The organism is Achromobacter ruhlandii (genome assembly GCF_902859695.1).
In the GTDB taxonomy this organism is placed as follows: Bacteria; Pseudomonadota; Gammaproteobacteria; order Burkholderiales; family Burkholderiaceae_B; genus Achromobacter; species Achromobacter ruhlandii.
Window position 1 is genome coordinate 166,679 of record NZ_CADIJL010000011.1, and the last position, 14,721, is coordinate 181,399.

General features: G+C 67.6%; 15 protein-coding genes. 6 read left to right on the forward strand and 9 right to left on the reverse strand.

What is annotated here, in order from left to right:
- The 7 genes from HV742_RS16005 to HV742_RS16035 all read right to left on the reverse strand — a co-directional run bounded on the left by HV742_RS16005 (position 1) and on the right by HV742_RS16035 (position 6,866).
- Positions 1-903 (reverse strand): branched-chain amino acid ABC transporter permease, encoded by a 903-nt coding sequence (locus tag HV742_RS16005; protein WP_006388713.1) that lies wholly within the window; start codon positions 901-903, stop codon positions 1-3.
- Positions 904-1,015: 112 nt separating this feature from the next.
- Entirely contained in the window at positions 1,016-2,221 is a 1,206-nt protein-coding gene (locus HV742_RS16010) for an ABC transporter substrate-binding protein (RefSeq protein WP_049071300.1), read from the reverse strand.
- A gap of 86 nt (positions 2,222-2,307) precedes the next feature.
- On the reverse strand, positions 2,308-3,027 hold the full coding sequence (locus HV742_RS16015; RefSeq protein ID WP_148317529.1) for an ABC transporter ATP-binding protein: 720 nt from the start codon (positions 3,025-3,027) through the stop codon (positions 2,308-2,310).
- Positions 3,020-3,775, reverse strand: coding sequence for an ABC transporter ATP-binding protein (locus HV742_RS16020; protein WP_049077448.1), 756 nt, complete (start codon positions 3,773-3,775; stop codon positions 3,020-3,022). Before HV742_RS16020 ends, HV742_RS16015 begins: the two co-directional genes overlap by 8 nt.
- A 76-nt stretch (positions 3,776-3,851) precedes the next feature.
- Positions 3,852-4,763, reverse strand: a complete 912-nt coding sequence (locus HV742_RS16025; RefSeq protein WP_054503510.1) for a dihydrodipicolinate synthase family protein — start codon at positions 4,761-4,763, stop codon at positions 3,852-3,854.
- 256 nt (positions 4,764-5,019) lie between these two features.
- Positions 5,020-5,907: an alpha/beta hydrolase gene (locus HV742_RS16030; protein WP_049077449.1), complete on the reverse strand. Its 888-nt coding sequence runs from the start codon at positions 5,905-5,907 to the stop codon at positions 5,020-5,022.
- Between the two features lie 71 nt (positions 5,908-5,978).
- Positions 5,979-6,866: a LysR family transcriptional regulator gene (locus HV742_RS16035; protein ID WP_175145885.1), complete on the reverse strand. Its 888-nt coding sequence runs from the start codon at positions 6,864-6,866 to the stop codon at positions 5,979-5,981.
- Between the two features lie 94 nt (positions 6,867-6,960).
- Between HV742_RS16035 and HV742_RS16040 the strand changes: the two genes are divergently transcribed.
- Together HV742_RS16040 and HV742_RS16045 are read left to right on the forward strand one after the other, a co-directional pair.
- Positions 6,961-7,365, forward strand: coding sequence for a CidA/LrgA family protein (locus HV742_RS16040; protein WP_049071308.1), 405 nt, complete (start codon positions 6,961-6,963; stop codon positions 7,363-7,365).
- Positions 7,355-8,047: an LrgB family protein gene (locus HV742_RS16045; RefSeq protein ID WP_059269304.1), complete on the forward strand. Its 693-nt coding sequence runs from the start codon at positions 7,355-7,357 to the stop codon at positions 8,045-8,047. Before HV742_RS16040 ends, HV742_RS16045 begins: the two co-directional genes overlap by 11 nt.
- Before the next feature lie 52 nt (positions 8,048-8,099).
- Here HV742_RS16045 and HV742_RS16050 read toward each other — a convergent pair whose 3' ends face one another.
- Positions 8,100-8,744, reverse strand: a complete 645-nt coding sequence (locus tag HV742_RS16050) for a LysE family translocator (RefSeq protein WP_054416327.1) — start codon at positions 8,742-8,744, stop codon at positions 8,100-8,102.
- Entirely contained in the window at positions 8,741-9,667 is a 927-nt protein-coding gene (locus tag HV742_RS16055) for a DMT family transporter (protein ID WP_175145886.1), read from the reverse strand. The genes HV742_RS16050 and HV742_RS16055 overlap by 4 nt, the downstream gene beginning before the upstream one ends.
- A gap of 137 nt (positions 9,668-9,804) precedes the next feature.
- On the opposite strand from HV742_RS16055, the gene HV742_RS16060 reads away from it, so the two are divergent.
- The 4 genes from HV742_RS16060 (at position 9,805) to fusA (ending at position 14,579) form a co-directional block, all read left to right on the forward strand.
- The gene (locus tag HV742_RS16060; protein WP_059269305.1) at positions 9,805-11,244 is read left to right on the forward strand and encodes an aminotransferase-like domain-containing protein; all 1,440 of its coding nucleotides are present in this window, start codon (positions 9,805-9,807) and stop codon (positions 11,242-11,244) included.
- Positions 11,245-11,290: 46 nt separating this feature from the next.
- Positions 11,291-11,635: a protein tyrosine phosphatase family protein gene (locus HV742_RS16065; RefSeq protein ID WP_025137488.1), complete on the forward strand. Its 345-nt coding sequence runs from the start codon at positions 11,291-11,293 to the stop codon at positions 11,633-11,635.
- An 87-nt stretch (positions 11,636-11,722) separates the two neighbouring features.
- A complete protein-coding gene (locus HV742_RS16070) occupies positions 11,723-12,187 on the forward strand; it encodes a universal stress protein (protein WP_006388728.1) in 465 nt (154 codons plus the stop codon).
- 280 nt (positions 12,188-12,467) lie between these two features.
- Positions 12,468-14,579 (forward strand): elongation factor G, encoded by a 2,112-nt coding sequence (gene fusA / locus HV742_RS16075; protein WP_049071316.1) that lies wholly within the window; start codon positions 12,468-12,470, stop codon positions 14,577-14,579.
- Positions 14,580-14,721 lie beyond the last annotated feature (142 nt).

Genomic DNA, 14,721 nt, shown 5'->3' on the forward strand with positions numbered 1-14,721 from the left:
TTATTTCTCCTTGCCGAACAGGCCCGCGGGGCGCGTCAGCAGCACCACCGCCATCACGATGAACACGACCACGGTGGACGCTTCGGGGTAGAACACTTTGGCCAGGCCTTCCAGCAGGCCCAGCGCCAGGCCGGTGACGATGGCGCCCATGATCGAGCCGAGGCCGCCGATCACCACCACCGCGAACACGATATTGAGCAGGTTGGAGCCCATCAGCGGGTTGATCTGCATGACGGGCGCGGCCAGCACGCCCGCCACGCCGGCCAGCGCCACGCCGAAGCCGTAGGTCAGGGTGATCATCACCGGCACGTTGACGCCGAAGGCCTGCAGCAGCCGGGCGTTCTCGGTGCCGGCGCGCAGCAGCGCGCCCAGGCGGGTGCGCTCGAACAGGTACCAGGTCAGCAGGCACAGCAGCAGCGACGCCACCACCACGAAGGCGCGGTACGCCGGCAGGAACATGAAGCCCAGGTCGAAGCCGCCCTGCAGGATCTCGGGCGGCTCGTAGCCCACGCCGGAAATGCCGTAGAAGTAGCGGAACCCGCCTTCCATCATCAGCGCGATGCCGAAGGTCAGCAGCAGGCCGTACAGGTGGTCCAGATGGTAGAGCCGCTTGAGCAGCGTCTTCTCGATGACCACCCCGACCGCGCCGACAATCAGCGGCGCCAGCACCAGCGCCGCCCAGAAATTGATCTGCGCGCCCGGGCCCAGCAGCTGCGGCAGCTGGGTGAAGCCGATCCACGCCAGGAACGCCGCCATCATGAACTGGGCGCCGTGGGTGAAATTGACGATGTTGAGCAGGCCGAAGATGATGGCCAGTCCCATGCTGAGGATGGCGTAGAAGCAGCCGTTGATCAGCCCCACCAGCAGTTGGGCGAGCAGGGCGGGAAGCGAGATGTCGAACATAGTGGGCGGCGGTCGGACACGGGACGCGTCGGGTTGCGGGAGGCGCGCGCCAGCGCGCGCCACGGGCGGATCGAACCAGCGCCGGGCGGGGGCCGCCCGGCGCCGGGCGCCGTCATGACTTGTTCAACGCGCAGGCGGCCTGCGGCTTGGGGAAGACCTCGTCGCCCTTGAGCACGGCCTTGACGTGGTAGTAGTCCCACGGCGCCTTGGACTCGGCCGGCGCCTTCACCTGCAACAGCAGCATGTCGTGCACCAGCGCGCCATCCGCGCGCAGCTTGCCGTTGCGGATCACGGCGTCGTTGATGGTCATCTCGCGCAACTTGGCCATGACCGCCGGCGCCTCGTCGGTGCCGGCCGCCTCGATCGCCTTCAGGTACGACAGCGTGGCCGAGTAGACGCCGGCCTGCGAGGCCGTCGGCATTTTCTTGGCCTTCTCGAAGAACTTCCTGGCCCAGGCGCGCGAGGCGTCGTCGTAATCCCAATAGAACGCCTCGGTCAGGTACATGCCCTGCGCCTTGGCCAGGCCCATGCTGTGCACGTCCGAGATATAGGTCAGCAGGGGCGCCACGATCTGCTTCTTGGTGATGCCGAACTCGTTGGCCTGCTTGACCGCGTTGACGGTGTCGTTGCCGGCGTTGGCCAGGGCGATCACGTCGGCCTTGGAGGCCTGCGCCTTCAGCAGGAACGACGAGAAATCGTTGCCGGGGAAGGGATGGCGCGACACGCCGACGACACTGCCGCCGTTCTCCTGGATGACTTCGGTGGCGTCCTTCTCCAGCGAATGGCCGAAGGTGTAGTCGGCGGTGATGAAGTACCAGGTCTTCTTGCCTTCCTTGACCAGCGCGCGCGCCGTGCCGGCCGCCAGCGCGTAGGTGTTGGTGGTCCACTGCGCGTTCAGCGGCGAGCATTTCTCGCCCAGGATCGCGGTCGACAGGCCCGCGGACGGCATGGTCACGCGGTTCTTCTGGCGCGCGATCTCCATCACGGCCAGCGCGGTCGAGGCGGTGGGGAAGTCGGTGATCATGTCGACCTTGCCCTGGTCGAACCATTCGCGCGCCAGGTTGGCGGCGACGTCGGGCTTGTTCTGGTGGTCGGCGGCCACCACTTCGACCGGCTTGCCCAGCACTTTGTTGCCCATCTCTTCGGCCGCCATGCGCGCCGCGATCACCGAGCCGTTGCCGGCCAGGTCGGAATAGACGCCGGACAGGTCGGTCAGCACGCCGACCTTGACGATGCCGTCGCTGATGCCGGCCTCGGCGTGGGCGACGCCCGCCAGGCCGATGGCGCACAGCGCCGCTGCGATTCGATTCAATTTCATCTGACTACGCTCCGTAGGGGAATGGGGGGACTGCGGTCGGAAGCACCACGGGAACTGCAACGACGGGGAACTGCGCGCGACGGCCTTCAGATGCCGAGCAGGGCGTTGAGCCGGTCCTGCGACCGCTCGACCTCGGCCCGCTCGATCACGGCGGCCACCTGGCCATGCTCGATGACGTAATGGCGGTCGGCCAGGTGCCGGGCGAAGCGGAAGTTCTGCTCGACCAGCACGGTGGTGTAGCCGCGCTCCTGCAATTGCCGGATCACCCGGCCCAGCGCCTGCACGATGACGGGCGCCAGCCCTTCGGTGATTTCATCGAGCAGCAGCAGGCGGGCGCCGGTGCGCAGGATGCGCGCCATCGCCAGCATCTGCTGCTCGCCGCCCGACAGCCGGGTGCCGGGGCTGTGGGCGCGTTCCTTCAGGTTGGGGAACATCGTGTAGATCTCTTCCACCGACATGCCGTCCGGCCCCACCGAGGGCAGCAGCATGAGGTTCTCCTCGGCGGTCAGCGAGGCGTAGATGCCGCGCTCTTCGGGGCAATAGCCGATGCCCCGGCGCGCGATCTTGTGCGGCGGCAGGCCGATGGTTTCCTGGCCTTGCACCTTGATGGAGCCGCTGCGCCGGCCCACCAGGCCCAGCACCGACTTCAGGGTCGAACTGCGGCCGGCGCCGTTGCGGCCCAGCAGCGTGATGCACTCGCCCGCCTTCACGTCCAGGTCGATGCCGTGCAGGATGTGCGATTCGCCATACCAGGCGTGCAGATCGCGGATCTCCAGCATGGACCGCGCCGGGGTCTTGTCATTCATCTTCCGCTCCCATGTACGCTTCGCGCACCGCGGGGTTCGCGGACACCTCGGCGTACGGACCCTCGGCCAGGATCTCGCCGCGTTGCAGGACGGTGATGGTGTCGCAGATGTCGGCCACCACCTTCATGTTGTGTTCCACCATCAGGATGCTGCGGCCGGCCGAGACCTGCTTGATCAGGTGCTTGACGCGGTCCACGTCCTCGTGGCCCATGCCCTGCGTCGGCTCATCCAGCAACAGCAGCTCGGGCTCCAGCGCCAGCGTGGTGGCAATCTCCAGCGTGCGCTTGCGGCCGTAGGGCAGGTCGCCAGCGGCCACGTCCAGCTGCGCGCGCAGGCCGACCTGGTCGAGCAATTCCTCGACCCGCGCATGCAGCCGCTCCAGCGAGCGCTCCGAACGCCAGAAGCAGTAGTCCACGCCCAGCTTGCGCTGTAAGGCCACGCGCACGTTCTCGCGCACCGACAGCTGCGCAAACACCGCCGAGATCTGGAACGAGCGCACGATGCCGCGCCGCGCCGTCTGCGCCGGCCGTTCGCCGGTGATGTCGACGCCGTCGTAGACGATCTGGCCGCGGGTCGGGATGTGGAACTTGGTGAGCAGGTTGAAGACCGTGGTCTTGCCGGCCCCGTTGGGACCGATCAGCGCATGGATCGCGCCGCGCCTGACGCTCAGGTTGACGTCGTTGACCGCCACGAAGCCGCGGAATTCCTTGGTGAGGCCCCGGGTCTGAAGGATGATGTCGCTGTGCATGGTGTCCGAGAGGCTGGCGCAAGGACGGCGCGCCACGGCCATGCGGGCGCGCCGGTCCTGCTTCGGGCTGGGTCGTTTACTTCGACTGGTATTGCCGCGGCCGCTTGGCCAGCGCCGCTTCGATGATGCCGGCGCAGCGCTCGCGCTCGGCGCCCACCAGCGGCAGGCGCGGACGACGCACGTGCTCGTTGCCGACGCCGGCCAGGGTCTCGGCCAGCTTGATGTTCTGCACCAGCTTGGTCGACACATCCAGGTGCAGCAGCGGCGTGAACCACTGGTACAGCGCCAGCGCTTCCTGCCACTTGCCGGCCTTCATCAGGTCGTATAGCGCCACGGTCTCGCGCGGGAAGGCGGTCACCAGGCCGGCCAGCAGGCCGTCGGCGCCCAGCGCCAGGGCTTCGAACGACAGGTCGTCGACGCCGATGAACAGCTGATAGCGGTCGCCCAGCTTGTTGCGCAGGTCGGTCACGCGGCGGATGTCGTCGCTGCTTTCCTTGATCGCCACCAGCCAGGGGCAGTCGGCCAGCTCGGCCATGTGCTCGGGCTTGAGGTCGACGCGGTAGGCGACCGGGTTGTTGTAGATCATGCAGGGCTTGGCGGCGGCCTCGGCCATGGTGCGGATGCTCTGCATCGCCTCGCGCGCATCGGCCACGTAGATGAGCGAGGGCATCAGCATGAAGCCGTCCACGCCCAGGTCCACCGCCGCCTTGATGAAGCGCAGCGCCTCGCGGGTGCTGGTCTCCGACACGTTGGCCAGCACCGGGATGCGGCCGCCGCTGACTTCCACGGCGCAACGCGTCACGGCCAGCTTTTCCTCCAGCGTCAGGGTGCTGGCTTCGCCCAGCGAACCGCAGGTGACGAGGCCATGCACGCCGTTGTCGATCAGGAAGCCGAAGTGCTTGCGCATCGCTTCGAAGTCGAGGGTTTCGTCGGCATGGAACTTACTGGTTACGGCAGGAAAGACGCCCTGCCAACGCACGTTACTCAACTGGATTCTCCTCGGATGGCCGGCGCCGCGAAGGAAGGGCGGCGGGTGGGAGAAAGTCTAATATCTGCTAAATATATTTAGAAGATATTTTGATATGGGAGTTTCCCGAGAGCGGGTTTCCCCGGGGAGGACGGCGCGGGCGCCTGATAAAAGGCGCAGGTAAATGGGCGGCAAGGGAGCCAGCGAATGCCGGGCGCGCACGCCCGATCTCGCCGGCGCAACGGATGGCTCGACCCGTGGTTGCGCGGCGCGAGGGTCAGCCGGCCTTGCGTTGATAGGCGCGGCTGGCGTCGCGCATGAAAGTCTTCACGGCGTCGTCGTATTGCTCGCCGCTGCGGAACGCGCCCGAATGCGTCGCGCCCTCGATCTTGACCAGCCGCTTCAGCTCGGGCGCCACGCCTCGGGCGGCGGCGTAGAGCTCATCGCTCATCGTGTGCGGCACCACCCGATCGGCGGTGCCATGCATGAACAGCATCGGGGTGTGGAGCTGCGCCAGCGTCTGCACCGAGTCGAACGGTTGCGTGACCAGCAGGCTGGCGCCGGGCACGCGGCCCCACTTCATGGTGGCCAGCATCGCGCTGATGCTGGTGAAACTGGACTCCACGATCAGCCCGGCGAAGTCCGGTTGTTCCGGGCGCGCCGCCAGGTTGATGGCGATGGCGCCGCCCAGGCTGTGGCCATAGACGAAGCGGCGCGCCGGGTCCGGTTGCAACCGGGCCAGTTCCTTCAAGCCGGCCATGGCGTCCTCCAGCGCGCTGGCCTCGGACGGCAGGCGCGGCGTCGACGCGCCGAAGCCCCGGTAGTCGATGGCCAGCACGGAATAGCCCTTGCGGGTCCAGCCGTCGATGCGGAACGCGCTGCCGTTCAGGTTCCAGCGCGCGCCGTGCAGATACAGCACGGTGGGCGCGTCGGCTTGCGGGCTTTGCCAATACCAGGCCCGCACCTTGTCGCCATTGGCCAGCGCCAGGTCGTAGACCTGCGTGCCCTTGGCCGGCTCTCGCCACCAGGTCTGCGGCTCGGACTGCGGGGAGAAGATGGTCTGGCGTTGCCAGGAGTCGAGTTGCGAGCACCCGACCACGCTGGCGGCGGCGAGCACGGCGGCGCCGATCAGGCGGCGGACGGTGAATCGGGGCAGGGCGGGCATGATGGATGAGACCCACGCCGACGAGCGTGGTTGCGCCGCCAGCATACAACGCGGATCGTTGGCGGATCGCTTCAAGCCGTGTCCGGATGCATCTCGCGCGCCAGGGCCAGCCAGGCCTGCGCCGCCGGCGACAGATACCCGCCACGCCGCCACACCAGGCCCATCTCCCAGTCGGTCCGAGCATCGCGCAGCGGCACCAGCGCCACGCCCGCGTGCCGTTCTTCCTCGGCCTTCACGCGGGGCAGGAAGGCCACGCCCAGTCCGGCGCTGACCAGCGCCACGATGAAGTCGATCTGGCCGCTGCGCGCCGCGATGGCCGGCGCGAAACCGGCCCGTTGGCAGGCTTCCTGGATGATGCGGTTTAGGGCGAACCCGGTCTCGAACAAGATGAAAGGCGAATCGCGCAACTGTTCCAGGCCGACGGTGGCGGCGCGGGCACGCGCATGATCGGCTGGCAGCAGCGCCATCAGCGGCTCGCGCGCCACCGGCTGCCAGTCGAAATCCTCGGAGACCGGTCGCAGCGACGCCGCCAGCTCGATCTCGCCGGCCATGACCATTTCCTCCAGCCGGTGGCCGCCGTGTTCCAGCAGGCTGATCTCGACCTGCGGATAGCGGCTGCGAAAGCGCGCGAACATGGGCGCGAACAGTGTGCTGCTGCCCAGCGGCGGCAGGCCCAGCCGCAGCACGCCGCGCTTGAGGCCGCGCAACTCGTCCAGCTCGGCGTACAGATCGTCGCGTTCGGCCAACATCTTCACGGCCCGCCGGTACACGATTTCGCCGGCGTCTGTCAGCCGGGGCGGCTGCGCCTGGCGGTCCAGCAGCGGCATCCCGATTTCATCCTCCAGCTGGCGCACCGCCTTGCTGACCGTGGGCTGAGTGGCGAAAACGACTTTGGCGGCCTGGGAGAAGCCACCCTGGCGGACCACCTCCACCAGCGCGCGCAGCGGGCGCAGATCCATGGTTATGCCTGATTTGAATAGGGGGAATTCAACAAATTCATTTTATCTATGGCCATGCCCGGCGTAAAACGTTCCCTGTCCGCTGGAAATTTCCATGTCTCGCCCTCGCTACCCCATCGTCCTGCGCAGCCTGCTGCGCCGCAGCCGCGTGCTGCAGATCGTTCTCCTCATCCTGTTCTCCCTGCTGGGCCAGGCGCTGGCCAATGTCGCCGGCCTGCCGATCCCCGGCGGCGTCATCGGCATGGCGCTGGTGCTGGCGTTGCTGGCTTCGGGCCTGCTGCGGGTGCGCAACGTGCACCGGGGCGCGAGCTGGCTGCTGGGCGAGATGCTGTTGTTCTTCGTGCCCGCCGTGATGTCGCTGCTGGACCACCGTGAATTCCTGGGCGTCCTGGGCGCCAAGCTGCTGGCCGTGATCCTGCTGGGCACGGCCCTGGTCATGGTCGGCACGGCGCTGACGATCGACCTCTGCTACCGCTGGATGAACCGCCATGCGCACTGAATTCAACCTGCTTTTCTGGCCGCTGGCCACGGTACTGGCCTATGCCTGCGCGCGCCTGTTCTACCGCCGCTATGCCTATTGGTGGACCTCCACGCTGGTGGTGGCTCCGGCTTTATTGCTGATGCTGGCGCTGCTGCTGCATACCGGCTACCGCGACTACATGTCGGGTTCGCACTGGCTGATGATGATGCTGGGCCCGGTGATCGTCGCGTTCGCGCTGCCGCTGTACGAGCAGCGCGCGTTGATCCGGCGCTACTGGCCGGTGCTGGTGGCGGGCGTGGCGGTCGGTAGCGCCATTGCCGGCGCCAGCGCCTGGCTGCTGGGCAGCCTGCTGGACCTGCCGCCAGACCTGCGGCTGAGCCTGCTGCCGCGTTCGGTGGCCACGCCGTTCGCGGTGGCGGTTTCCTCGCACGTCGGCGGCGCGCCGGACCTGACGGCGGTGTTCGTGATCGTCACCGGGGTGTTCGGCGCGGCCATCGGCCAGTTCATGCGGCGCTGGCTGCCGCTGCGCTCGGCCCTGGCGCGCGGCGCGCTGTTCGGCATGGGCGCGCATGGCGCTGGCACGGCCAAGGCGCGCGAACTGGCGGCCGAGGAGGGCGCGGTCGCAGGTCTGGTGATGGTGATGGCGGGCCTGTTCAACGTGCTCGTCACGCCGGCCGTGGTGGTGGCCCTGCTGGCCTGACGGCGTGGTGGACACGGCGGCCGGCCGACGCTTGCAGGCGCCGGCGGCGCGTTCAGCGCAGCGCTTCCAGCACCACCGGATACAGCGAGGCCACCAGCAACAGGGCCATGGTGATGTTGAAAGCCCGGATCGCCCACGGCTTGTGCAATACCCGGCGCAGCGCGGTGCCGAAGGTGACCCAGATGCCGATGCTGGGCAGGTTGACGAGGCCGCAGACCAGCGTGGCGATCACCAGGTTGGCGAAGAAGCCCGCTTGCGGCGTGTAGGTCGCGATAATGCCCACCGCCATCACCCAGGCCTTGGGATTGACCCACTGGAAGGCTGCCGCCTGCAGGAAAGTCATCGGCTTGCCGCGGGCATGGCCTTCTTCCACCCCGCCCGAATTGGCGATCTTCCAGGCCAGGTACAGCAGGTAGGCGGCGCCGCCGTACTTCAGCACGGTGTACAGCACCGGCAACTGCTGGAACACGGAACCCAGGCCGATGCCCACCAGGAAGATCATCAGCGTGAAGCCCAGGTTCACGCCCAGCAGGTGCGGCATACTGCGGCGGAAGCCGAAGTTCAGGCCGGATGCGGCCAGCATGACGTTGTTGGGCCCGGGCGTGATCGAGCTGACCAGCGCGAACAGGGCCAGGGGCCCCAGCAAGGACAGGGAAGTGAGCGGCACGTCGGCCAGACTGGAAGGGAACAGCGTCATTTCTTGACTCCAACGATCGCGCGGCGGCCGCCGGCGATGACCACGATGACGGCGAGGGCGAACAGGAACGTGGTCAGGTCCACGGCCTCGCCGAAAAACAGGACCGCGGCCAGGACCGTCAGGAACGGCTGCAGCAACTGGATCTGCCCGACGCGGGCAATGCCGCCCGCCGCCAGGCCGCGATACCAGGCAAAAAATCCCAGGAACATCGAGCCGAACGCCAGATAGGCGCAGGCCCAGATGACGTCGACGGCGGGCCAGCCGGCCTGCCGCGAGGCCATCCAGCCGACCGGCACCGCCAGCACCGGCGCGCTGATGGCCAGCGCCCAGCAGATGGTGCGCCAGCCCCCCAGCGTGCGCGAGGCGCGCGCACCCTCGGCATAGCCCATCCCGCCCAGCAGCACCGCCAGCAACAGCCAGAAATCGCCCATCGCCAGCGCGCCCTGGCCCTCGCGCAGCGCGAATGCGCATACCAGGGCGGCGCCCACCATGGCCCAGCCCCAGAATGCCGGCGAGGGACGTTCGCCGCTGCGCCAGGCCGCGAAGACGGCCGTGGACAGCGGCAGCAGGCCGTTGAACACCGCGCCGTGCGACGATGCGACGGTCTGCATCGCCAGCGTCGAGGCCAGCGGCCACCCCACCACGATGCCAAGCGCGGCCAGGATGACGCCGGGCCATTCGCGGCGATCGGGCCGCCGGCTGCGGGTCAGCCACAGCAGGGCCAGTGCCGGCACAGCCGCCAGCAAGGCCCGTCCCAGGCCCACCAGCAGAGGCGGCAATTCGGCCACCGCGAGCCGTGTCATCGGCAGTGTCAGCGAGAACACCAGCACGCCCAGCAGGCCGTAGCCATAGCCCTCCCAGGGCGAGGGGCGGGACGCAACGGGGGCGGCCTGGGGCGAGGGATACAACGCGGTGCGGCGCATCGGTGGGCGTCCAGAAAAAAGGGGCGGTCCACAGGGCTTGCGGGTTGACGCCATTGCTGTCACTCTACGCATAGTCATCGGTACAGTACCGGTACACCTTTGCATGTCACTTTAACCACTGGCCTGGTGAAATTCCCATGACAGTTGCTTCGCCTTCCATGCCCTGGCAGCCCGTGCGCCAGGCCGACGCCACGCTGGTGGCGCAACTGGCCGACGGCCTGGCCCGGCGCATCGACGAACAGGGCCTGCGGCCTGGCACCCGCCTGCCGTCGATCCGCAAGATGGCCGAGCAATCCGGCGTCAGCCGCTTCACGGTGGTGGAGGCCTATGACCGGCTGGTGGCGCGCGGCCTGGTGCAGTCGCGCCGTGGCGCCGGATTCTTCGTGCGCGCCCGCAGCGGTCCGCTGGCTCCCGCGGCCAGCGTGCCCGCGCCTGCCGGCCAGGCTTTTGTCCCGCCCGCGCGGGTCGACATCGCCTGGCTGTTGCGCAGCATGTTCCGCGAGGGGGGCGGTCCCGGCATGCCGGGCGGCGCCGGCCTGCTGCCGGCGGAATGGCTCGATCCGGAAATGGTGGCGGGCGCGGTGCGCGCCGTCGGCCGCTCGGTGCGCGGCCATCTGGTGTCCTATGGCCACCCGCAGGGGTTTTCGCCGCTGCGCCAGCAGATCGCGGCGTCGCTGCAGAGCGACGGCGTGCCGGCCCATCCTGAACGCAATCTGCTCACCACCAACGGCGTCACCCACGGGCTCGACCTGATCGCCCGCCTGCTGGTGCAGCCGGGCGATACCGTGCTGGTCGAGGACCCGGCCTGGTTCGTCATCTTCGGCCGCCTGGCGGCCTTCGGCGCGCGCCTGATCGGGGTGCCGCGCGGCCCCGACGGCCCCGATATCGCCCTGCTGGAGCAACTGGCGGCGCAGCACAAGCCCAAGCTGTTCATCATCAACAGCGCGGTGCACAACCCTACCGGCCATACCCTGTCGGCGGGCGCCGCCTACGACATCCTGCGCATCGCCGAGCGCCACGATTTCCTGGTGGTGGAAGACGACACCTACGGCGAGCTGCACCCCGGCGGCGCCATGAAGCTGGCGGTGCTGGACCGGCTCAACCGCGTTATCCTGGTCAGCGGTTATTCCAAGATGCTGGCGGCCAGCCTGCGGGTCGGCTACCTGGCCGCCAATCCCGATATCCTGCAGAAGCTCGCCGACCTGAAAATGCTGGCCGGGCTGACCTCGCCCGAACTGGGTGAGCGGGTGGTGCACCGGGTGCTGATGGAAGGCCAGTACCGACGCCACATCGAGCGTGTGCGCCAGCGCGTGGACGAGGCCCGCCAGCGCTGCCTGAAAGGGTTGCTCAAGCTGGGCTTGACCATCCGGCATGAGCCGCAGGCCGGCATGTTCGTCTGGGCCGATTGCGGCCGCGATAGCGAGGTGCTGGCCCGCGCCGCCGCCGACCGCGGCATGTTGCTGGCGCCCGGCACGCTGTTCTCGCCCTCGCAGGGGCCGTCGACGATGTTGCGCTTTTCCGTTTCCATGGCCGATGATCGCGGCGTCTGGAACGTGCTGGAAAAGCTTTTCGCCTGAAACGGCTCCTACAATAATACGCAGTCACCCCCATCAAGGAATCGCCATGTCCGCACCCATCAAGCCCCTCACCGAGAACTTCGCCGTCGCCCCGCAACTGGGTCCCGACGACATGGCCGACGTGGCCGCCGCCGGCTACAAGAGCGTCATCATCAACCGTCCCGACTTCGAGGGCGGCCCCGACCAGCCGACCGCCGCCGACGTGTCCAAGGCCGCCGCCGCCGCCGGCCTGAAAATCGAATACCAGCCGGTCGTCGGCAGCGCCATGACCGCGGCCGACGTGGTCCGCTTCGCCGAACTGCTGCGCACCCTGCCGGGCCCGGTGCTGGCGTACTGCCGCACGGGCACCCGCTGCACCAACCTGTTCGCCGCCGCCCAGCAACTGGGTTGATGCGTATCAATGGCGCCGGGTTCGCTTGATGTGAACCTGGCGGGTTTCCGGTAGCATGGAGCTTCCTCTCAAACAGGAGCAGGCAAGATGTTCAAGAAGATCCTGATTCCCACCGACGGCTCGCCGCTGTCGGCCCAAGCCGCCAACGCCGGCATTTCCTTCGCGCGCTCGGTGGGCGCTGACGTCGTCGCCCTCTACGTGACGCAGCCGTTCGCCGCCACCATCGGTTTCGACGGCATGGCCGCGGCCTACGCCATCACCGACGAAGACTACGAAAAGGCCTCGGCCGAGCAGGCCGACAAGTACCTCAAGCAGATCACCGACCGCGCCGACACCGCCGGCGTGAAGTCCGAGGCGCGCGCCGTGTCCAACTTCAACGTGGCCGACGGCATCGTCCAGGCCGCCGCCGACGCCGGTTGCGACCTGATCTTCATCGGCAGCCACGGCCGCAGCGGCCTGTCACGCCTGCTGCTGGGCAGCGTCACCGCCAAGGTGCTGTCGCTGGCCAGCACCGCCGTGCTGGTGTACCGCGTCAAGGAAGAAAAGAAGTAATCCCGGCCCGCCTCGCCGTCGTCAGGCCGCTGTCAGGCCCGCCGGCGGCGCCGCCCGCCCAGCCCCTCCCCGCCGAGGGGCTTTTTCTTGCCCGGGCCATCCCCTATGGCGCTTATGGCTAAAGCTTGTAAACCGGCTCGCGGCGCGTAATATTCAAGGATAGTGCGGGCGCGGTTTCGCAACACCCGAGCACACCTCTCAACGCGGCATGGCGCCCGCCGCGGCAGTATCCGGTCGGACCTGCCGCCCATTCCTGGTGATTACTGCAAGGAACGAGGCCATGACTCGCAAGACGCCTATCGAGCTATACCGGAACATCGGCATCAGCGCCCACATCGACGCGGGCAAGACGACGACCACCGAGCGCATCCTCTTCTATACCGGTATCACCCACAAGATCGGCGAAGTGCATAACGGCGCCGCCGTCATGGACTGGATGGAGCAGGAACAGGAACGCGGCATCACCATCACGTCCGCCGCCACCACCGCCTTCTGGAAGGGCATGGGCGGCAACTATCCCGAACACCGCATCAACATCATCGACACGCCGGGCCACGTCGACTTCACCATCGAGGTCGAACGCTCCATGCGCGTGCTGGACGGCGCCGTCATGGTCTATGACGCGGTCGGCGGCGTGCAGCCGCAATCCGAGACCGTCTGGCGCCAGGCCAACAAGTACCGCGTGCCGCGGCTGGCCTTCGTCAACAAGATGGACCGCGTCGGCGCCGACTTCCTGCGCGTGCAGCGCCAGATCAGCGAACGCCTGAAGGGCGATGCCGTGCCGGTGCAACTGCCGGTGGGCGCCGAGGACGGCTTCGAGGGCGTCATCGACCTGGTCAAGATGAAGGCCATCATCTGGGACGACGCCAGCCAGGGCGTGCGTTTCGAGTACCGCGATATTCCGCCGGCGCTGCAGGCGCAGGCACAGGAATGGCACGACAAGATGGTCGAGAAGGCCGCCGAGGCCAATGAAACGCTGCTGGAGAAATACCTGGGCGGCGAGGCGCTGACCGAGGCCGAGATCAAGCAGGGCCTGCGCCAGCGCACGGTCGCCAACGAGATCGTGCCGATGCTGTGCGGCAGCGCCTTCAAGAACAAGGGCGTGCAGGCCATGCTGGACGCGGTCATCGACTACCTGCCGTCGCCGGTCGACGTGCCCGCCATCAAGGGCCACGACGAGCGCGACCACGAAATCGAGCGCCATCCCACCGACAAGGAACCGTTCTCGGCGCTGGCCTTCAAGATCATGACCGACCCGTTCGTCGGCCAGCTGGTGTTCTTCCGCGTCTATTCCGGCGTGGTCAAGTCCGGCGACTCGGTCTACAACCCGGTCAAGGAAAAGAAGGAACGCCTGGGCCGCATCCTGCAGATGCACGCCAACGAGCGGCGCGAGATCACCGAGGTCTATGCCGGCGACATCGCCGCGGCGGTGGGCGTCAAGGACGTCACCACCGGCGACACGCTGACCGACCCGGCGCACGTCATCGTGCTCGAACGCATGGTGTTCCCCGAGCCGGTCATCTCGCAGGCGGTCGAGCCCAAGACCAAGGCCGACCAGGAAAAGATGGGCATCGCCCTGGGCCGGCTGGCGCAGGAAGATCCCTCGTTCCGCGTGCGCACCGACGAGGAATCCGGCCAGACCATCATCTCCGGCATGGGCGAGCTGCACCTGGAAATCCTGGTCGACCGCATGAAGCGCGAGTTCGGCGTCGAGGCCACGGTGGGCAAGCCGCAGGTGGCCTACCGCGAGACCATCCGCAAGACCTGTGACGAAGTCGAAGGCAAGTTCGTCAAGCAGTCGGGCGGCCGCGGCCAGTACGGCCACGTGGTGCTCAAGATCGAGCCGCAGGAACCGGGCAAGGGTTACGAGTTCGTCGACGCCATCAAGGGCGGCGTGGTGCCGCGCGAGTTCATCCCGGCGGTGGACAAGGGCATCCGCGAATCGCTCAACGCCGGCGTGCTGGCGGGCTATCCGGTGGTCGACGTCAAGGTGACGCTGTTCTTCGGTTCGTATCACGACGTGGACTCGAACGAAAACGCCTTCAAGATGGCCGGCTCGATGGCCTTCAAGGAAGGCATGCGGCGCGCCGATCCGGTGCTGCTGGAACCGATGATGCAGGTCGAGGTGGAAACGCCCGAGGACTTCACCGGCAACGTCATGGGCGACCTGTCGTCGCGTCGCGGCATGGTGCAGGGCATGGAAGACATCGCCGGCGGCGGCGGCAAGGTGGTGCGGGCCGAGGTGCCGCTGGCCGAGATGTTCGGCTACTCCACCTCGCTGCGCTCGCTGACGCAGGGCCGCGCCACCTACACGATGGAGTTCAAGCACTACGCCGAAGCGCCGCGCCAGGTGGCGCAGGAAGTGATCGCGGCCCAGGGTTCGGGCCGCTGAATTCCGATCGGCTCGGAACAAGGGCCACCCGTGTGAACTGCACCCCAAAAGTTGGACATCAATCCAATCTTTGGGGTGTTTTTCATGACGAAGTACGATGAGCAATTCAAACTCAAGGCAGTCAGACGATACTTGTCAGGCG